The sequence below is a fragment of the Hylemonella gracilis genome (genome assembly GCF_004328645.1).
In the GTDB taxonomy this organism is placed as follows: domain Bacteria; phylum Pseudomonadota; class Gammaproteobacteria; order Burkholderiales; family Burkholderiaceae_C; genus Hylemonella; species Hylemonella gracilis_B.
Genome location: NZ_CP031395.1, coordinates 3440409 through 3458957 on the forward strand (window position 1 = coordinate 3440409; position 18549 = coordinate 3458957).

Consider the following 18549-nt stretch of genomic DNA (forward strand, 5'->3'; position numbering starts at 1 on the left):
CTTCTGTCCCGATTCCCTTGCCCATGCCCCGATCGACTCGCGCGTTTTGGGGCCAAAAAGAATACATCAAGGTGTATGCCAAGCCGGGTGCTGGAGCATGAGACAAATCAATCGCCGATGGCAAGCAGATTGACGGTTACACCGAAGGAAGGTGCGCGGCACTTACACTGCGGCCCCATGCAGCAGTTCGATGTGGTGGTAATCGGGGCGGGCGCGGCCGGCCTGTTTTGCGCGGGTGTGGCCGGACAACGCGGCCTCAAGGTCCTGTTGATCGACCATGCCGCCAAGGTGGCCGAGAAGATCCGCATCTCCGGCGGTGGGCGTTGCAACTTCACCAACCGTGATCTGGACCCGCGCGCGCCGCACAAGCACTACCTCGGTGCAAACCCGGATTTCTGCCGCTCGGCGCTGGCGCGTTACACCCCTGCGGACTTCATCGCGCTGCTTCAAGACGCGGGTATACCCTGGCACGAAAAACACAAAGGTCAGCTTTTTTGCGACCGCTCGGCCGACGACATCATCCAATTGCTGCTGCGCGAATGCGCGGCGGGGGGCGTGACGCACTGGCAACCCTGCGCTGTGCAGGCCGTGCGACACAGAACCGGCGACACACACGCGCCTGTTTACGAGCTCGACACCGAGCGCGGCCCGGTGCAATGCCACTCCCTCGTGGTCGCCACCGGGGGCCTGTCCATCCCCAAGGTCGGCGCGACGGACTTTGGCCATCGCCTGGCCCGGCAATTCGGACTGAATATCGTCGTGCCGCGTCCGGCCCTGGTACCGCTGACCTTCGACGGCGCGGCCTGGGGCCCTTACGCCGGTTTGGCGGGCCTGGCTCTGCCGGTGCGAATCGAGGTCGCCCCCCCTGTCCCCGAGGCCGAGCCCGAGCGCGCGAACGGTCCCCTGAAGCGGCCCGGTGGCAAGGGGCGCCCGCAAGGCACGGCCTTCCTGGAAGATCTGCTGTTCACCCACCGGGGGCTTTCGGGTCCCGCAGTGCTGCAGATCTCCAGCTACTGGCAGACCGGCACGCCCCTGCGCGTCGACCTGCTGCCGGGACAGAACATCGGCGCCCACTTGGTCGAAGCCAAGCAACAGTCACGCAAGCTGCTCGTCACGGAACTGGCCGCCCTGCTGCCCACCCGCCTGGCCGAAGCCTGGACCGCGCAGGACCCGGCCTGGCAGCGACCGGTGGCGGATACCAGTGACAAGGCGCTCGCCGCCCTGGCCGAACGGCTGACGCGTTGGATGCTGACGCCCACTGGCAGCGAAGGGTATGCCAAGGCCGAGGTCACGGCGGGTGGCGTGGACACACGGGAACTCAGCAGCCAGACTCTGGAAGCGCGCGCGCAGCCAGGTCTGTATTTCATCGGTGAGGTGGTGGACGTCACGGGCTGGCTGGGCGGCTACAACTTCCAGTGGGCCTGGGCCAGCGCCCATGCCTGCGCCATGGCCCTAGTTCCCACACCGCGCTGAAGCAGACGTGCGACGAGTCCAAGCCCCCGTGCACTCCTTTGTCCGAGGAGTGGCGATTCCAGGACTGCGGCAAGACGCTTAACTTGACCAGAGGGCTAGCCCACGCCAACTTGTGACGCATGGCAAAACAGCTATAATTGACGGCTTTGCTGGCATAACCCCGTCGGCCAATACTAGTTACAGACCACAGACGGGGACTATTCGCGGTGCATGGCTGACAGGCCCGATCTCCTGTCATCCCGCTGACCGCACATTTCGGAACGATTGAATGACCACCATCCGTGTCAAAGAAAACGAACCGTTTGACGTGGCCCTGCGCCGCTTCAAGCGCACCATTGAAAAGCTGGGCCTGCTGACCGACCTGCGCGCCCGCGAGTTCTATGAAAAGCCCACCGCCGAGCGCAAGCGCAAGAAGGCTGCCGCCGTCAAGCGCAACTACAAGCGCATCCGCTCGATGCAGCTGCCCAAGAAGCTGTATTGATTCGGTACGGCAGGTCTGAGGGCCATTCGGCTTTCAGTCCCGTGGAACCCGCGCCGGGGACGCTTGGCGTGGGTTTTGTTTTTTCGGCTTCCCCTTTTTTGACGGAGACGGCCATGAGCCTCAAGGACCAGATCACCGAAGACATGAAGACCGCCATGCGCGCCAAGGACATGGAGCGCCTGGGCACCATCCGCTTGCTGACGGCCGCCATCAAGCAGAAGGAAGTCGATGAGCGCATCACCCTGGACGACATGGCGGTCGTTGGCGTGGTGGACAAGCTGCTCAAGCAGCGCAAGGACAGCATCGAGGCCTTCGAGAAGGCCGGCCGGCAGGACCTGGCGGACAAGGAAAAGGCCGAGGTGACGGTGCTGCAGGTCTACCTGCCCGCGCGCCTGTCCCCCGAGGAGATCCTGGCCGAAGTCAAGGCCATCGTCGCGGAACTGGGCGCCAAGGGACCCGGCGACATGGGCAAGGTCATGGGCGCGGTGAAAGCCAAGCTCGCCGGCAAGGCCGAAATGGGCCAGGTCAGCGCCGCCGTGAAGGCCGCGCTCGCCGGCTAAGCCCGCCCTGCCCTGACCTGCCCCAGGGCAAAAGAAACGGCCACTGCATCTGTCGGTGGCCGGATCGGAAAAAGCCCGCCACCCTTGCGGTGGCGGCAGTGGCAAGCGCTGCGGCGGGCGCCGCCTGCTCAGAGCGGCCGGCCCTGACGCGACGTCAGCCAGGCCGGCGCATCCTGCAGCGCGACCGGGCGCAGGAAACGCGCCAGCGCCGCATCCCCCACCGAGGTGCTTTCGGGCCGGCTGCTGCTGGGCCAGGGGCCACCATGCTGCTGCGCCGCCGTCACCGCCACGCCAGTCGGCACGCCCGCGAAGAGCACACGCCCCGCGATGGCCATCGCGCCCCGCACCAGGCTTTGCACCTCGGCGCTGCCCTCCTGCGCGCCCCAAACCGTCACGGTCAAAGTGCCACCCACGGCCTGCAAGACCTGCAGGGCCTCGGCCACGCTGGCTGCCCGCACCACCAGACTGCTCGGGCCGAAGACTTCTTCGCGCAGCACAGACTTGGCGATGAACTGGGCGGCGCTCACCTGCGCCAGCTCCGGATGCGGCGGTTGGTCCAGCGGCGCCGGCTGGTGCAGCACGAGCGCCGCACCCGCCTCGGCCCAATGGTCCACACCGGCCGCGAAGTTCTTGCGCATGCCCTGCGTCAGCATGGCGTGCGGCTTCTGTCCTCCCAAGGCCTGGGCCAGTTGCGCGACAAAAGCGTCATTCACCGCCTTCGCATCGGGCAGCAGCGCATCGATCAGCACGATCACGCCGGGGTTGGTGCAGAACTGGCCGCTGCCCAGAGCGATGGAACCCGCGAGGGCCGTCGCCAGATCCGCGCCTTTGGCCTTGAGTTCGGCCGGCAAGGCCAACACCGGGTTGATGGAACCCAATTCACCGTAGAAAGGGATGGGACGCGGACGCGCCGCGGCCTCGGCGGACAGGGCAGCACCGCCACGTGTCGAGCCCGTGAAGGCCGCCGCCGCGATGGCGGGGTGGCGCACCAATTGCACGCCCACCTCGTTGCTGATGCCCTGCACCATGCCCACCAGACCGGCGGGCAGGCTCTGCGCGCTCAAGGTGCGCTGGATGATGTCAAAAACCTGGCGCGAGAGCCGCGGATGTCCCGGATGCGCCTTGATCACTACCGGGCAGCCGGCCGCCAGCGCCGAAGCGGTGTCGCCCCCCAGCACCGAGAAGGCAAAAGGAAAGTTGCTGGCCGCGTACATGGCCACCGGACCCAGCGGCACGCTCCAACGCTGCATGGCGGGATGGCCTGCGGGTGGGGCGCCGGCCACGGCGGGGTCGTCGACGAACTCGAAGGGCACGCCACGCTCCGCGATGTCGGCGAAGCGGCGCAATTGGAAGGCCGTGCGATCCAGTTCACCCGACAGGCGCGGCAGTCCAAGCGCGGTTTCCTGGTCGGCCAGCGCCACCAGGGCCTCGCGCTCGGTCTCCAAACCCTGGGCCAGGGCCCGCAGCAAAGTGGCGCGTTGCGCGCCGCTGCTGGCCTGCCAGAGCGGGAAGGCGGCGGCGGCGGCGTGGCAGGCCGCGTCGATGTCCTGCGCCGTGGAGGCGTTCAGGCTGGACAGCACCTCGCCGGTGCGCGCGTTGAAAGAGGAGAAAGTGGTGCTCATGAGGGGATCCAGGAAAAACACGGCGGTCACGCCGCAGGGATGGGCATCGGGGTCAACGAACCAGACAGGGACGCTTATTGTCGAACTTCCAGCCGGGGATCAGGTATTGCATGGCCATGGCGTCGTCGCGCGCGCCCAGACCATGCTGCAGATAGAGCTGGTGGGCTTTCTCGACCTCGACCATGTCCAGCTCCACGCCCAGGCCCGGCCGGGACGGCACCCGCACATGGCCATTGACGATGCGCAGCGGTTCCTTCGTCAGGTGCTGGCCATCCTGCCAGATCCAGTGCGTGTCGATGGCGGTGACCTTGCCGGGCGCGGCTGCGGCCACGTGCGTGAACATGGCGAGTGAAACGTCGAAGTGGTTGTTGGAATGCGAACCCCAGGTCAGGCCCCAATCGCGGCAGGTCTGGGCCACGCGCACGGAGCCGGCCATGGTCCAGAAATGGGGGTCGGCCAAGGGAATATCAACACTTTGCAGCGAGAGCGCATGCGTCATCTGCCGCCAGTCGGTGGCGACCATGTTGGTTGCCGTGGGCAGACCCGTGGCACGGCGGAACTCGGCCATCACTTCACGGCCGCTGAAGCCTTCTTCCGCGCCGCAGGGGTCTTCGGCGTAGGCCACCACGCCGCGCATGCGTTGGCCCAGACGGATCGCATCCTTGAGCAGCCAGCCGCCATTGGGGTCCAGCGTCACGCGGGCCTGCGGGAAGCGCTCGTGCAAGGCGATCACGGCGTCAACCTCTTCGTCGCCACGCAGCACGCCCCCCTTGAGCTTGAAATCGTTGAAGCCGTACTTGGCATGCGCGGCCTCGGCCAGTCGCACCACGGATTCGGGCGTCATGGCAACCTGGTTGCGCAGGCGAAACCAAGTGTCGTCGGAACCCGCTTCGTCGCGGTAAGGCAGATCGGTCTTGCCCCGGTCACCAATGAAGAACAGATAACCCAGCATCTCCACCGAGGCGCGCTGCTGGCCCTCGCCCAGCAAGGCGGCCAGGGGCACGTTCAGGTGCTGCCCCAACAGGTCCAGCATGGCGCTTTCCACCGCCGTCACCGCATGGATGGTGGTGCGCAGGTCGAAGGTCTGCAGACCTCGCCCGCCCACGTCGCGGTCAGCGAAGCGGGCGTGCATGGCATTGAGCACCGCCTGCACTTCGCCCAAAGGCTTGCCGACCACCAATTCCGCGGCATCTTCCAAGGTCAGACGGATCTTCTCGCCCCCCGGCACCTCGCCCACGCCCGTGCGGCCCGCACTGTCGCGCAAGATCAGCAAGTTGCGCGTGAAGTACGGGGCGTGCGCGCCCGACAGGTTGAGCAACATGCTGTCCTGCCCGGCGACGGGCACGGCGCGCAATGCGGTGATGACGGGAGTGGAATGCTTGGACATGGGGTCGAGAAAAACAATCAGAGCCTTCGAAAATGAAGGCGGGGGGTGAGGTCGCAGGTTGCGTAAGGGAAAACTCAGTTGGCCGTGATGTTGCGATCCGCGATCAGCTTCTTCCAGCGCGCGAATTCGGCGGCCTGGTAGGCGGTGAACTGCGCGGGCGTGTTGCCCACGATTTCGAAGCCCAGCTCAAGCAGCTTGGGCTTGACGTCGGGCTCGTTCAGCGCCGCGACAATGGCTGCGTGCAACTTGGTCTTGATGGCGGCGGGCAGGCCCTTGGGCGCGGCCACGGCTTGCCAGGAGTAGACGTTGGCGTCCTTGATGCCCGATTCCTCCAGGGTGGGGACGTCGGGCAGCAGCGGCGAGCGCTTGGCGCTGGTGATGGCCAGGGCCTTGAGCTTGCCGGCCTTGATCTGCGGCATGGCGGTGTTGATGTTCATGAAGGACGAGTCCACCTGGGCGCCGAGCAGATCGGTCATCACCGGACCACCGCCCTTGTAGGGCACATGCACGCCCGAGGTCTTGGTCTGCTGCCAGAAGAGTTCGGCGGTCAGATGATCGCTGCTGCCGCTGCCAGACGACGCGAAGGTCATCTTGTCGGGATTGGCGCGCAGATAGGCCAGCACGTCCTTCAAGGAATTGTGCGGCGAAGCCTCTGGCACCACGAGCACATTGGGGGCTTGCACGGCGACGGTGATGTAGTCGAAGTCCTTGAGCGCGTCGTAAGGCACCTTGGTCAGCAGATGCGGGGCGATCACGTAGGGGCCAAGCGAGGCCACGAGGATCGTGTACCCGTCCGGCGCGGCCCGTGCCACCTGGGCCGCGCCAATGGTGCCCGTTGCACCTGCCTTGTTGTCCACGACAAAAGTACCCCCCAGTTTCTCCTGCAACTTGGCCGCGAGCGTGCGCGCGATCAGGTCGGTCGAGCCCCCCGGCGGGAAAGGCACGAGCAGGGTGACCGGCTTGTCCGGCCAGGCCCAGGCCCCGAAGCTGGCGCTGATCGCCAGCAGGAAGGTCAGCAAGGTTTTTTTCATCTCTGTCTCCTGTGATGCCTCTCGGGCGGGTTTATTCCACGGTGATTTTTTCGTCACTCACGATCTTGGCCATGGCCGGGATTTCGGCCTTGAGCCAAGCGCCGAACTCGGCGGGGCTCATCTGCGAGGGTTCGAAGCCCAGAGTCTGAAGCTTGTCGCGGATCTCGGGCAAGGCCGTGACGCGCAGCACTTCTTCGTGCACCGCGCGGATCACGGCTGGCGGCGTGCCCGCCGGTGCCAGCAGCCCCTGCCAGCTGCCGGTCAGGAAACCGGGCAGGCTCTCGGCCACGGCCGGCACGTTGGGTAGCTCGCTCCAGCGCTTGGCGCTGGACACCGCCAGCAGCTTGAGCTTGCCGGACTTGACGTGCGGGTAGGTGGCGACCATGCCATTGAAGGTCACGTCCATGTGCCCACCGACCAGGTCGGTCATGGCTTGCGCGCCGCCCTTGTAGGGCACGTAGCTCCAGTCGATGCCCTGGCGGCGGGCGAACTGCACGCCGGCGAGATGGGTGGCGCTGCCCATGCCGGCCGCCGCCGCGTAGTTCAACTTGCCCGGATTGGCCTTGGCGTACTTGACAAAGTCGGCGAGGTTGTCGGCCGGCACCTGGGTGCTCACGACCAGCAGGTGCGGCGAATACCCGACCATGGCCACCGGCGCAAAATCCCGCAGCACATCAAAAGGCAGCTTGTAGAGCGCAGGGCTGATGGTCAGGTTGCCCACGTCCATCAGCACGAAGGTGTAGCCATCAGCCGGCGACTTGGCCACCAGGTCAGCGCCCAGGTTGCCAGCACTGCCCGGGCGGTTTTCGACGATCACGGGTTGGCCGAGCTTGTCGCTCATCTTGCTGCCGATCAGTCGCGCCAGCACGTCGGACGTGCCCCCGGCAGGGAACGGCACGACGATGCGGATCGCCTTGCTGGGGTAATCGGCGGCCTGGGCCGGCGCAAGAGCGCCACCCACCAGGGCCAGCATGCTGGCCGCAGCGAGCATGAATGCACGTTTCTTCATCATGTCTTGTCTCCTTTTGCCATTCGGCTTTTTACTTTCCAGCTTCTGCCGTCGGGCTTTTGTATTTTGTTTTCCGACATTTGCTTGGAAACGCTTCAGTCCATCACTGCGGGCCCAGCTTCTTGATGAGCGCGGCGAGTTCTTCCATTTCGGCCGGCTTGAGGTCGGTCAAGGGCGCGCGCACGGGGCCGCCGTCATGGCCCACGATCTTGGCGCCGGCCTTGATGATGCTCACGCCATACCCTTCGACACGATTGCGAATGTTCAGGTAAGGCATGAAGAATTCCTTCAGCAGGCGATGCTGGGTCGCCATGTCGTTGGCGGCCACAGCCTGGTAGAACTCCATCGCGGTCTTGGGGATGAAATTGAAGACCGCTGACGAATACACCGGCGTGCCCAGCGCCTTATAGGCCGCGGCATAGACTTCCGCGGTCGGCAGGCCGCCCAGGTAGGCGAAGCGGTCACCCATCTTCATATAGATGGACGACATGATCTCGATGTTGCCCACGCCGTCCTTGAAGCCGACCAGGTTGGGGCAGCGCTCGGCCAGGACGGCCAGCGAGTTAGGCGTCAGCCGGGTGCGGTCGCGGTTGTAAACGATGACGCCGAACTTCACGCTCTTGCAGACAGCCTCCACGTGGGCGATCAACCCCTCCTGCCCAGCTTCGGTCAGGTAGTGTGGCAACAGCAGGATGCCGTGCGCGCCCAGGCGCTCGGCTTCCTGTGCGTGGGCAATGGCGGTGCGGGTCGGACCGCCGGCACCAGCAATGATCGGCACCTTGCCGCGGCAGGTGTCCACGGCGGTCTTGATGACCTGGCCGTACTCGGGGCCGGACAGCGAGAAATATTCACCCGTGCCACCCGCGGCAAACAGCGCGCTCGCGCCGTACGGGGCCAGCCATTCCAGGCGCTCGATGTAGGTCTTGGGACGGAACTCACCCTGCTCGTCGAAGTCCGTGATCGGGAACGACAACAGGCCGTGAGACATGATGGATTTGAGTTCTTGCGGATTCATGGGACTCCTGAGATCTGTCTGAATGGGACGGGTGAATGGATACATGGCGTGCTTCGACGGCACAACTTATCAGTCATCGTACAACATGAACACCGTCTGTCAACCTCAGGCAAACCCTTGAGCACCCCGCCTTGCCATCCAAGCACGGGCGGGCGCCCGGTCTTTTTCTTATTTGCTGCCGAATTCCCCGGACAGCAGCGCGGCGCGGCGGCGGCGCTCCCGACTGTTGGCCAGATGCGTGCGCATGGCGGCCCGGGCAGCCTCCGGATCCTGACTGACGATGGCGTCGTAGATGTTTTCGTGCTCGCCGTTGGCGCGCTGCAGGTAGCGCAAAGCCTCCTCCTGCGCGTCTTCCCCCGCGCCCAGACGGGCACGCGGAATGATCATGGTGCCCAGGGTGCCCATGAAGTCGGCGAAGTGTGGGTTCTGCGTGGCGCGCGCGATTTCAAGATGGAACTGGAAATCCGGCCCCACGGCGTCGCGCCCCTCGACCAGCGCCGCCGAGAAAGCGTCCAGCGAGGTCCGCATTTCCTCCAGATTGCGCTGGGTGCGGCGGGTGGCCGCCAGGGCCGCGGCCTCGGTTTCGATGCCGATGCGCAGCTCGAGCACAGCGATCACGTCGCGCAGCGTGCCCAGGTGTTCAGGCGCGATGCGAAAGGCCGCGCCGTCACCCAGGCCGACCACGAACGTGCCTATGCCGTGGCGCGTCTCCACCAGCCCCGCGGCCTGCATCTTGGAAATGGCCTCGCGCACCACGGTGCGGCTGACGCCGAACTCGGCCATGATGGCCGCCTCGGTCGGCAGCTTGTCGCCAGAAGCGATGCGGCCATCCCGGATGCGGTCGCCCAATGACTCCACCAGCTCCAAAGCCAGGGTGCGAGGACGACGACGAAAAGCGGTGGGCACTGGGGATTCCCCTGAGTTACTTGGCATTGACAAGCCTTCTGCGAGGCACGAAGATTGTTGTACGACAACTGATAACAAATTGCAAGTTGTCTTCCGACTTTATCTGATCCATCCCGCGCTTCAAACCGCCTCAGCCCCTCGCTTCCCCTCATGTCCGCCGCCCATTCGACCTCTTTGCGCTTTCCTCGTCTGTTGCTGACCGGCGCCGCCGGCGGCCTGGGGCGGGAACTGCGCCGCCGCCTCAAGGCCTATTGCGACGTGCTGCGCCTGTCCGACATTGCCGATCTGGGCGCGGCCGGGTCCGGCGAGGAAGTGATGCCCGTGGCCCTGGAGGACAAGGCCGCCGTGGACAAGCTGCTCGAAGGCGTCAGCGCCGTGGTGCACCTCGGCGGTATCTCCACGGAACATTCCTTCGAAGAGATCCTGCCCGCCAACATCACCGGCACTTACCATGTCTACGAAGGCGCTCGCCGCCACGGCGCCCGGCGCATCGTCTTCGCCAGCTCCAACCACGTCACCGGCTTCTACCGCCAGGACCAGGTGGTCGGCACCGATGTGCCGATGCGACCCGACGGCTATTACGGCCTGTCCAAGGCCTTTGGCGAGAACCTGGCCCAGTTCTATTGGGACCGCTATGGCATCGAGACGGTGTCCCTGCGCATCGGCTCGTCCTTCCCCGAACCGCGCGACCGCCGCATGCTGGGCACCTGGATGAGCTACGACGACCTGGAGCGTCTGGTGATGTCATCGCTGACCGCGCCCGTGGTCGGCCACAGCGTGATCTACGGCATCAGCGACAACGCGACCGCTTGGTATGACAACAGCAAGGCCCGGCACATCGGCTATCGCCCGCAGGACAGCTCGGAACGCTTCCGCGCCGCCGTCGAGGCCCGCCAACCCGTGATTGACCCGAAGGACGACGCCCTCATTCACCATGGTGGCGGCTTCGTCAGGCAGGGCCCGTTCGACAAGAATTGAGTTTCCCCTTCCCTCCACACACAACCAACCAGGAGACAACCATGAAAAAATCCTTGCGCCCCCTCGTCGCGCTGCTGGCCGCCATCGGCTTGGCTGGCGCCGCATCGGCCGTCGAACTGCGCTCGGCCGACGTGCACAACAGCGATGACTACCCCACCGTCGCTGCCGTGCGCTATATGAGCGAGCAACTGGAAAAGCGCAGCGGCGGCAAGTACAAGATCAAGGTCTTCAACAAGAGCGCCCTGGGTTCCGAAAAGGAAACCCTGGACCAGGTGAAGATCGGCGCACTGGAGATGAACCGCGTCAACATCAGCTCGCTGAACTCCATCTGCCCCAAGAGCCTGGTGCCCACCATGCCCTTCCTGTTCCGTTCGATCTCGCACATGCGCAAGTCGCTGGACGGTCCGATCGGCGAGGAAATCCTCAAGGGCTGCGAGCACCAGGGTCTGGTCGGCCTGGCCTTCTACGACAGCGGTGCGCGCTCCATCTACGCCAAGAAGCCGGTGCGCACCCTGGCCGACGTCAAGGGAATGAAGATCCGCGTGCAGCCCTCCGACCTGTGGGTGGCCGTGGCCAACGCCATGGGCGCCAACGCCACGCCCATGCCGACCGCCGAGGTCTACACCGCTCTCAAGACCGGCGTGATCGATGCCGCCGAGAACAATGAACCCTCGTACGAAGGCTTCAAGCACTACGAAGCGGTCAAGTACTTCTCGTACACCGAGCATTCCATGGCGCCCGAGATGCTGGTGATCTCCAAGGCCTTCTTCGACAAGCTGTCGCCCGCTGACCAGGCACTGTTCCGTGAAACGGCCAAGGAATCGGTGAAATTCCAGCGCCAGAAGTGGGACGAGCAGACCGCCAAGGCCATCGACATCGTGACCAAGGCCGGCGCCACGCTCGTCAAGGACGTGAAGAAGGCCGAGTTCCAGAACGCCATGAAGCCCGTCTACGACAAGTTCATCACCACGCCTGATCTGCAGCGCCTGGTGAAGGCCGTGCAGGACACCAAGTAAGTTCCGCGCCAGAGGCGCACGTTCCTGCGGCCCCGGCCGCACCGGACGTGCGCCTGTTTCCCTTTACGTCCCTCCAGACGACGCTCCCATGACCTTCACGCCTAACGCCGGCTCGCCCCATCGCCCGCCCGCCACCCACCTCTACACCCGATTCTGTGCCTTCCTCAGCAAGATCAGTCTGATGCTGGCCATCGTGGGCCTGCTCGCGCTGATCCTCTCGGTGCAGACCCAGGTGATCGGCCGCTACGTCTTCAACGACACCCCCACCTGGACCGAGGCCCTGGCGCTGCAGTTGGTGCTCTACATCACTGCGCTGGCCGTGGCCGTGGGTGTGCGTGACGCGGGCCACATCGGCCTGGAATCACTGGTCACGCTCTTGCCCGAATCGATGCGCCTGAAGGTGGAACTTCTGATCCACGCGCTCATCGCCCTGTTCGGCGCCATCATGGTCTCGAGCGGCTGGCTCTGGACCCGTCTCAAATGGGACGAGCTCGATCCCCTGCTGGGCGTGCCCGCGGGTCTCGATTACCTCGCGCTGGTCATCGCCGGCGTGCTCATCGTGATGTTCTCCTTCGAACACATCCTGGCTCTGCTGCGCGGCGAAGAAGTCGTTCCGGCCTGGCACTGACTTTTCTCTCACCGCAAATTCCCGCGACAAGGCACACCCATCATGGAACTGGCCGTACTCTCCATCACTTTCCTCGCCCTGCTGCTCATCGGCGTGCCCGTGGCTTTCTCGATTGGCCTGGCCTCCGTGGCCACCGTGCTCTACGCCGGTGTGCCGGTGCCCGTCGTTTTCCAGAAGATGGTTGGCGGCATGCAGGTTTTCTCCTTCATGGCCATCCCCTTCTTCGTGTTCGCCGGTGAACTCATGCTCTACGGCGGCATCGCCGACCGCATCGTGCGCTTCGCCAACAGCCTCGTGGGCCATGTGCGCGGCGGCCTGGGCATGAGCAACGTCGTCGGCTGCACGCTGTTCGGCGGCGTGTCGGGCTCGGCCTTGGCCGATGTGTCCGCCATGGGTTCAGTGATGATCCCGCTGATGAAAAAGGAAGGCTACGACGCCGACTATGCGGTCAACGTCACCACCCACGCCGCTCTGGTTGGCGTGCTGATGCCGACCTCGCACAACATCATCATCTTCACGCTGGCCACCACGGGCATCGCCTCGGTCAGCGTGCTCGCCATGATCCTGGCCGGTGTCATACCCGCGCTGCTGCTCACGCTGTGCAACCTGGGCGCGGCCTATTACGTCGCGGTCAAGCGCGGATACGCCACGCGTGGCCAGTTCCCCGGCTGGCGCGAAGTGCTGCGCACCGCGATGGCCGCTGCGCCCGGCCTGCTGATCGTCGTCATCATCCTGGCAGGCATTCTTTCGGGCATCTTCACGCCCGCCGAATCGGCCTCGGTGGCGGTGCTGTGGGCCTTGCTGGTCACTGCGCTGGTGTACCGCTCACTCAAGTGGCAGGACTTCATGAAGGCCTGCGCGAAAGCCTGCAAGACCACGGGGGTGGTGCTGCTGCTGATCGGCATCTCCTCGGCCTTCGGCTACTTCATGGCCTTGTACGAAGTACCCCAGAAGACCGGCGAGCTGATGCAGAGCATCAGCAGCGAGCCCTGGGTGATCTTCCTGATGATCAACATCCTGCTGTTCCTGCTCGGCACCTTCCTCGACATGGCCGCCACCATCCTGGTCTGCACGCCCATCTTCCTGCCCATCGCAGTGCAGTTCGGCATGGATCCGGTGCAGTTCGGCATCGTGATGCTGATCAACTGCGCGCTGGGTCTGAACACCCCGCCAGTGGGCGTGACACAGTTCGTCGGCTGCGCAATCGGCGAGATCTCGGTCGGGCAGGTCATGCGATCCATCCTGCCCTTCTATGGCGCGCTCACGTTCTGTCTGATGCTCGTGACCTACGTGCCAGCCTTCTCGCTCTGGCTGCCCCACATGCTGATCAAGTGACCCTGGACATCCCTCCCGTTTCCCGCCCGCCATGAGTACCTCGCACGCCATCCGGCACGTCCGCGTCACGCCCATCGCCTTCCGCGATCCACCGCTGCTCAACGCAGCGGGCATCCACGAGCCCTGGGCGCTGCGCTCCATCATCGAGATCGAGACGGCTTCGGGCCTGGTGGGGATCAACGAAAGCTACGGCGATCTGCCCATGCTTGAGGCCTTGGCCAAGGCCGCGCCCGCCTTGCAGGGGTTGTCGCCCTGGTCGCTCAATGAGATGGAAGTGCGCGTGCGTGCGCTGGTCACGCCGCCGAAACAAACCACCTCGGAGTTCCTGACGCAACAGGTCTCGCTGGCGCCAGGCACGCATGTCTCCAAGACCGTGGCCAAGGTGATCAGCGCCTTTGAAGTGGCGATGATGGACCTGCAAGGTCAGTTGGCGAACGCGCCCGTGGTGGACTTGCTGGGCGGCGCGGCGCGCGACCGCGTGCCCTACTCGGCCTACCTGTTCTACAAGTACGCCGAACACATCGAGCAGCCTTATGCGCCTGATGCCTGGGGCGCAGCGCTCACGCCCGAGCAGCTCGTCGCCCAGGCGCGGCGCATGATCGACCAGTACGGTTTCCAGAGCATCAAGCTCAAGGCGGGCGCTCTGCCGCCCGAGCAGGAGGCTGCGGGCATCCTGGCGCTGGCGACGGCCTTCCCGGGCAAGCCGCTGCGCATCGACCCCAACGGCAATTGGACGGTGGAAACCAGCCTGAAGATCGTGCAGCAGTTGCGCGGCGTGCTGGAGTATTACGAAGACCCGGCGCCCCGCCTGGACGGCATGGCCGCCGTGGCGCGCGAATGCGACGTGCCCCTGGCCACCAACATGGTGGTGACCGACTTCGCCGAGTTCCGTCGCAATGTCGAGATGGGCTGCCCCGTCAAGATCGTCCTCAGTGACCACCACTACTGGGGTGGCCTGCGTGCCACGCAGCAGTTGTCCATGCTCTGCCGCACCTTCGACCTGGGGCTGTCCATGCACAGCAATTCGCACCTGGGCATCAGCCTGGTGGCCATGACCCACCTCTGCGCCAGCGTGCCGCTGCTGACCTACGCCTGCGACACGCACTATCCCTGGCAGGACGAGGAAATCGTCACCGGCGGCCGCCTGAAGTTCGAGAACGGCAGCCTGCGTGTGCCCACCGGCCCCGGCCTGGGCGTGACGATCGACCGCGAGGCCCTGGCCCGCCTGCACGACAATTACCTGCGCTGCGGCATCCGCAACCGCGACGACCTGAGGCAGATGAAAAAGTACGACCCGACGTTCACGGGCGTCCAGCCGCGCTTCTGAAACCGCCGGGCGAGGCGCACGGACAAACATACGGCCCTCGTCTTGCGCAGATCACGGTTCTGACGCGTGACAACATCACGCTTTTGTCCAAGTCCAAACGAGGAGACATTCATGCAACGTCGTACGCTGATCCACCGCGTCATCTGCGCCGGTACTCTGCTGCTGAGCGCCACCTGTTTCACCCTGCCTGCCGCCGCGCAAGGCAGCTGGCCCACCGGCAAAGCCATCACCTACCTGGTGCCCTTCGCACCCGGGGGCAACACGGACACGCTTGCGCGCCTGATCGCTCCGGCCTTGAGCACGGCACTGGGCACACCGGTGGTCATCGACAACAAGGGCGGCGCGGGCGGCAGCGTGGGCTCTGCGATCGCGGCACGCGCACCCGCCGATGGCTACACGATTCTGGGCGGCACCATCAGCTCGCACGCGATCAACGTCAGCCTGTACGCCAAGATCGACTACGACCCGATCAAGTCCTTCATGCCCGTGGCCATGCTGGGCTCAGGCCCGCTGGTGCTGGTGGTGCCTGCCGCCAGCCCCTACAAAACGTTGAACGATGTGCTGGCCGCCAGCAAGGCCCGAGACGGCGGCCTGTCCTCGGCCTCGCCGGGCACCGGCACGTCCCCGCACATGGCGCTGGAGCTGCTGTCTTACCAATCCGGCGTGAAGTTCACGCACGTGCCCTACAAAGGCAGCGGCCCGGCCGTGCAGGACGTGATCGGCGGCCAGGTGGACATGATGTTCGACACCACGCTCATCGTTGGCCCCCACATCCAGTCTGGCAAACTGCGCCCCATCGCGGTGACCAGCGCCAAGCGCCTGGAGTCCCTGCCGGACGTGCCGACCATCGCCGAAGCCGGTCAGAAGGGTTTCGACATGGGTTCCTGGCAAGCCGTGTTCGCGCCCGCTGGCACGCCCAAGGCGGTCGTGGATCGCCTGCACGCGGAGATCATGAAGATCGTCGCCACACCCGACATTCAGGCACGCCTGAAAAGTTTTGGCATGGTGCCGTCCACCATGACACCCGCCCAGCTCGCCGACTACCAGAAAGCAGAAGTCGCCAAGTGGGCTCAGGTGATCAAGGCGGCGGGCATCAAGGCCGATTGATTCCCCGCGCACCGAACCTCGCATCACCATGTCCGTTTCTCCCTCTACACCGGCCACGGTCTACGTGTCCAATGCCGACAGCCGGGACATCAGCGTGCTGCGCCTGGACCGCGAGCACGGCAGCTTGAGCCTGGTGCAGACCTTGCCCGTGGGCGGCATGGTGATGCCCCTGGCCCTGAGTCCTCAGCGGCATGTGCTGTACGCCGCGCTGCGTTCGGAGCCTTATGCGGTCCTGGCTTTCACGATCGACCCTGCCACGGGCCGGCTCAGCGAGCTGGGCAGGGCTGCCCTGCCGGACAGCATGGCCTACATCGCCGCCGACCACAGCGGGCGATGGCTCTTCGCCGCGTCTTACGGCGGCAACCGCGCCAGCCTGTCGCCGATTGCGGCGGACGGCCAGCCTGCACCGGCTGTTCAGATCGTGCCCAATGGCAAGAATGCCCATGCAGCCATCCCCGACGCGGCCAACCGCCATGTTTACATCACCAGTCTTGGAACGGACCAGGTTTTCCAGTGGCGTTTTGACGCAGGCAGTGGACAGCTCACCGCCAACGATCCGCCCACGATGGAGGCCCGCGCTGGCAGTGGACCGCGCCATCTGGTCTTCCACCCCAATGGTCGCCACGCCTACCTGCTGGGCGAGCTGGATGCCACGGTGGAATTGCTCGAGGTCGACGCCGGCCGGGGCCAGCTCAGACGCAAGCAGCACTGGCCTACCCTGCCGCCGGATTTCACCGGCAAGGCCTGGGCCGCCGACCTTCACCTGACGCCCGATGGTCGTTTCCTCTACACTTGCGAGCGCACCTCCAGCACCTTGGCCATCTGGCGGGTGGATGCGGCCAGCGGTGCACTGAGTCTGGTCGGGCACCAGACCACGGAACAGCAGCCACGCGGCTTCCAGATCGACAGCTCCGGCCGCTGGCTGATCGCGGCCGGACAGGTCTCCCATGCCATCACCCTCTACAAGATAGACCCTGACAGTGGCCGCCTCAACGCAACGCAGCGCATGAACGTGGGCCAGGGCCCGAACTGGATCGAGATCGTCGATCACCATTGAACGCCATGAGCAACTCGCCCATCATCATCCGCATGCAGGCCACGGACAACGTGGCCATCGTCGCCAACGAAGGCGGCCTGCCTGCGGGCACGGCGCTGGGCGCCGAGTACCCCGGCCTCACGCTGCGCGACAAGGTACCGCAGGCGCACAAGGTCGCGCTGGTGGACATTCCGGTCGGTACGGCGATCCTGCGCTACGGTGTGCCCATCGGCTACGCCAAGGCCGACATCCCGGCCGGCAGTTGGGTGCATGAGCGCCTGCTGGACATGCCGGCCGCGCGTGAACTGCAAGGCCTGCCCATGGCCACCGTCAAGCGGCCCACGCCCGAGCCCCTGTCGGGCCACACCTTCGAGGGCTACCGCAACCCGGACGGCTCGGTCGGCACGCGCAACTTGCTGGCCATCACGACCACGGTGCAGTGCGTGGCCGGGGTGGTGGACGTGGCGGTGGAACGCATCCGCAAGGAACTGCTGCCGAAGTACCCGAACGTCGATGGCGTCGTTGGCCTGGAGCACACCTACGGCTGCGGCGTGGCGATTGACGCGCCCGAGGCACCGATCCCGATCCGCACGCTGCGCAACATCAGCCTCAACCCCAACTTCGGCGGCGAGGTGATGGTGGTCAGCCTGGGTTGCGAGAAGCTGCAGCCCGAGCGCTTGCTGCCGCCCGGGAGTTTCCGCGGCATCCCGATCCAGGAAGCGGGTCAGCAAGGCGAACAAATCGACGACAAGCTCGACGTGGTCTGCCTGCAGGACAGCGCGCACATCGGCTTCATGAGCATGATCGACGACATCATGGTCACGGCCCAAAGGCATCTGGAACGCCTGAACGCGCGCCGCCGCGAGACCGTGCCGGCCAGCGAGTTGGTGGTGGGCGTGCAGTGCGGGGGCAGCGATGCATTTTCCGGCGTGACGGCCAACCCCGCCGTGGGCTATATGGCCGATCTGCTGGTGCGCGCGGGTGCCACCATCATGTTCAGCGAGAACACCGAGGTGCGCGACGCGGTGGAACAGCTCACCAGCCGCGCCGCCACGCCGGCCGTGGCCGAGGAAATCGTGCGCGAACTCGGCTGGTACGACCAGTACCTGGAACGCGGTCGCGTGGACCGCGCCGCCAACACCACGCCGGGCAACAAGGCCGGCGGCCTGTCGAACATCGTCGAGAAGGCCATGGGCTCCATCATCAAGAGCGGCACGGCGCCCATCGCCCACGTGCTCTCGCCCGGCAGCAAGCTGAGTCGTGAGCAACGTGGCCTGGTCTACGCGGCCACGCCCGCCTCCGACTTCATCTGCGGCACGCTGCAACTCGCGGCAGGCATGAACCTGCACGTCTTCACCACGGGCCGCGGCACCCCCTATGGCTTGGCCGAATGCCCGGTGATCAAGGTGGCCACGCGCACCGAGCTCGCCAAGCGCTGGCACGACCTGATGGACGTGAACGCCGGCCGTGTGGCCGACGGTGAGCTCACGATCGAGGAAGCGGGTTGGGAGCTCTTCCGTTTGCTGCTCGACGTGGCCAGCGGCAAGAAGACCTGGGCCGAGCAATGGAAGCTGCACAACTCCCTGGTGCTGTTCAACCCGGCGCCGATCACCTGAATTCACGCTGAAACAGGCAGGC

Annotated in this window: 17 protein-coding genes; 11 read left to right on the top strand and 6 right to left on the bottom strand. The window is 65.4% G+C overall.

Features of this window, described 5'->3' with window-relative positions:
* Positions 1-177: 177 nt before the first annotated feature.
* From DW355_RS16015 to DW355_RS16025, 3 genes are all read left to right on the top strand, one after another.
* A complete protein-coding gene (locus DW355_RS16015) occupies positions 178-1473 on the top strand; it encodes an NAD(P)/FAD-dependent oxidoreductase (RefSeq protein WP_131281577.1) in 1296 nt (431 codons plus the stop codon).
* Between the two features lie 268 nt (positions 1474-1741).
* Complete coding sequence (gene rpsU / locus DW355_RS16020) at positions 1742-1954, top strand: 30S ribosomal protein S21 (RefSeq protein ID WP_006296472.1); 213 nt, start codon at positions 1742-1744, stop codon at positions 1952-1954.
* Positions 1955-2067: 113 nt separating this feature from the next.
* Positions 2068-2514: a GatB/YqeY domain-containing protein gene (locus DW355_RS16025; protein ID WP_131281579.1), complete on the top strand. Its 447-nt coding sequence runs from the start codon at positions 2068-2070 to the stop codon at positions 2512-2514.
* A gap of 128 nt (positions 2515-2642) precedes the next feature.
* Here DW355_RS16025 and DW355_RS16030 read toward each other — a convergent pair whose 3' ends face one another.
* From DW355_RS16030 to DW355_RS16055, 6 genes are all read right to left on the bottom strand, one after another.
* Entirely contained in the window at positions 2643-4136 is a 1494-nt protein-coding gene (locus tag DW355_RS16030; protein ID WP_131281581.1) for an aldehyde dehydrogenase (NADP(+)), read from the bottom strand.
* 52 nt (positions 4137-4188) lie between these two features.
* Entirely contained in the window at positions 4189-5523 is a 1335-nt protein-coding gene (gene gudD, locus DW355_RS16035) for a glucarate dehydratase (protein ID WP_131281582.1), read from the bottom strand.
* A gap of 74 nt (positions 5524-5597) precedes the next feature.
* Positions 5598-6554, bottom strand: coding sequence for a Bug family tripartite tricarboxylate transporter substrate binding protein (locus tag DW355_RS16040; protein WP_131281584.1), 957 nt, complete (start codon positions 6552-6554; stop codon positions 5598-5600).
* Between the two features lie 31 nt (positions 6555-6585).
* A complete protein-coding gene (locus tag DW355_RS16045) occupies positions 6586-7566 on the bottom strand; it encodes a Bug family tripartite tricarboxylate transporter substrate binding protein (protein ID WP_242671221.1) in 981 nt (326 codons plus the stop codon).
* Between the two features lie 100 nt (positions 7567-7666).
* Positions 7667-8578 (bottom strand): 5-dehydro-4-deoxyglucarate dehydratase, encoded by a 912-nt coding sequence (gene kdgD, locus DW355_RS16050; RefSeq protein WP_131281586.1) that lies wholly within the window; start codon positions 8576-8578, stop codon positions 7667-7669.
* Between the two features lie 168 nt (positions 8579-8746).
* Positions 8747-9511: a FadR/GntR family transcriptional regulator gene (locus DW355_RS16055; protein ID WP_131281588.1), complete on the bottom strand. Its 765-nt coding sequence runs from the start codon at positions 9509-9511 to the stop codon at positions 8747-8749.
* Positions 9512-9634: 123 nt separating this feature from the next.
* Between DW355_RS16055 and DW355_RS16060 the strand changes: the two genes are divergently transcribed.
* From DW355_RS16060 to garD, 8 genes are all read left to right on the top strand, one after another.
* Entirely contained in the window at positions 9635-10462 is an 828-nt protein-coding gene (locus DW355_RS16060; RefSeq protein ID WP_131281589.1) for an NAD-dependent epimerase/dehydratase family protein, read from the top strand.
* A gap of 41 nt (positions 10463-10503) precedes the next feature.
* Positions 10504-11478 carry a TRAP transporter substrate-binding protein gene (locus DW355_RS16065; RefSeq protein ID WP_131281591.1) on the top strand — a complete coding sequence of 325 codons (975 nt, stop codon included), beginning with the start codon at positions 10504-10506 and terminating at the stop codon, positions 11476-11478.
* An 88-nt stretch (positions 11479-11566) separates the two neighbouring features.
* Complete coding sequence (locus tag DW355_RS16070; RefSeq protein WP_131281593.1) at positions 11567-12106, top strand: TRAP transporter small permease; 540 nt, start codon at positions 11567-11569, stop codon at positions 12104-12106.
* A gap of 42 nt (positions 12107-12148) precedes the next feature.
* A complete protein-coding gene (locus DW355_RS16075; protein ID WP_131281595.1) occupies positions 12149-13441 on the top strand; it encodes a TRAP transporter large permease in 1293 nt (430 codons plus the stop codon).
* Between the two features lie 31 nt (positions 13442-13472).
* Positions 13473-14768 (top strand): glucarate dehydratase family protein, encoded by a 1296-nt coding sequence (locus DW355_RS16080; RefSeq protein WP_131281597.1) that lies wholly within the window; start codon positions 13473-13475, stop codon positions 14766-14768.
* A gap of 111 nt (positions 14769-14879) precedes the next feature.
* Positions 14880-15875, top strand: coding sequence for a Bug family tripartite tricarboxylate transporter substrate binding protein (locus DW355_RS16085; RefSeq protein ID WP_131281599.1), 996 nt, complete (start codon positions 14880-14882; stop codon positions 15873-15875).
* Positions 15876-15903: 28 nt separating this feature from the next.
* Positions 15904-16932 (top strand): lactonase family protein, encoded by a 1029-nt coding sequence (locus DW355_RS16090; RefSeq protein ID WP_131281601.1) that lies wholly within the window; start codon positions 15904-15906, stop codon positions 16930-16932.
* A 5-nt stretch (positions 16933-16937) separates the two neighbouring features.
* A complete protein-coding gene (gene garD, locus DW355_RS16095) occupies positions 16938-18527 on the top strand; it encodes a galactarate dehydratase (RefSeq protein WP_131281603.1) in 1590 nt (529 codons plus the stop codon).
* Positions 18528-18549: the final 22 nt, after the last annotated feature.

Bases quoted from the DNA above. Each gene is read 5' to 3' on its own strand.
- kdgD (WP_131281586.1), bottom strand. From the start codon at position 8,578: ATGAATCCGCAAGAACTCAAATCCATCATGTCTCACGGCCTGTTGTCG.
- DW355_RS16030 (WP_131281581.1), bottom strand. From the start codon at position 4,136: ATGAGCACCACTTTCTCCTCTTTCAACGCGCGCACCGGCGAGGTGCTG.
- DW355_RS16080 (WP_131281597.1), top strand. From the start codon at position 13,473: ATGAGTACCTCGCACGCCATCCGGCACGTCCGCGTCACGCCCATCGCC.
- DW355_RS16085 (WP_131281599.1), top strand. From the start codon at position 14,880: ATGCAACGTCGTACGCTGATCCACCGCGTCATCTGCGCCGGTACTCTG.
- DW355_RS16025 (WP_131281579.1), top strand. From the start codon at position 2,068: ATGAGCCTCAAGGACCAGATCACCGAAGACATGAAGACCGCCATGCGC.
- rpsU (WP_006296472.1), top strand. From the start codon at position 1,742: ATGACCACCATCCGTGTCAAAGAAAACGAACCGTTTGACGTGGCCCTG.
- DW355_RS16045 (WP_242671221.1), bottom strand. From the start codon at position 7,566: ATGATGAAGAAACGTGCATTCATGCTCGCTGCGGCCAGCATGCTGGCC.
- gudD (WP_131281582.1), bottom strand. From the start codon at position 5,523: ATGTCCAAGCATTCCACTCCCGTCATCACCGCATTGCGCGCCGTGCCC.
- DW355_RS16070 (WP_131281593.1), top strand. From the start codon at position 11,567: ATGACCTTCACGCCTAACGCCGGCTCGCCCCATCGCCCGCCCGCCACC.
- DW355_RS16040 (WP_131281584.1), bottom strand. From the start codon at position 6,554: ATGAAAAAAACCTTGCTGACCTTCCTGCTGGCGATCAGCGCCAGCTTC.
- DW355_RS16090 (WP_131281601.1), top strand. From the start codon at position 15,904: ATGTCCGTTTCTCCCTCTACACCGGCCACGGTCTACGTGTCCAATGCC.
- DW355_RS16055 (WP_131281588.1), bottom strand. From the start codon at position 9,511: ATGCCAAGTAACTCAGGGGAATCCCCAGTGCCCACCGCTTTTCGTCGT.
- garD (WP_131281603.1), top strand. From the start codon at position 16,938: ATGAGCAACTCGCCCATCATCATCCGCATGCAGGCCACGGACAACGTG.
- DW355_RS16065 (WP_131281591.1), top strand. From the start codon at position 10,504: ATGAAAAAATCCTTGCGCCCCCTCGTCGCGCTGCTGGCCGCCATCGGC.
- DW355_RS16060 (WP_131281589.1), top strand. From the start codon at position 9,635: ATGTCCGCCGCCCATTCGACCTCTTTGCGCTTTCCTCGTCTGTTGCTG.
- DW355_RS16075 (WP_131281595.1), top strand. From the start codon at position 12,149: ATGGAACTGGCCGTACTCTCCATCACTTTCCTCGCCCTGCTGCTCATC.
- DW355_RS16015 (WP_131281577.1), top strand. From the start codon at position 178: ATGCAGCAGTTCGATGTGGTGGTAATCGGGGCGGGCGCGGCCGGCCTG.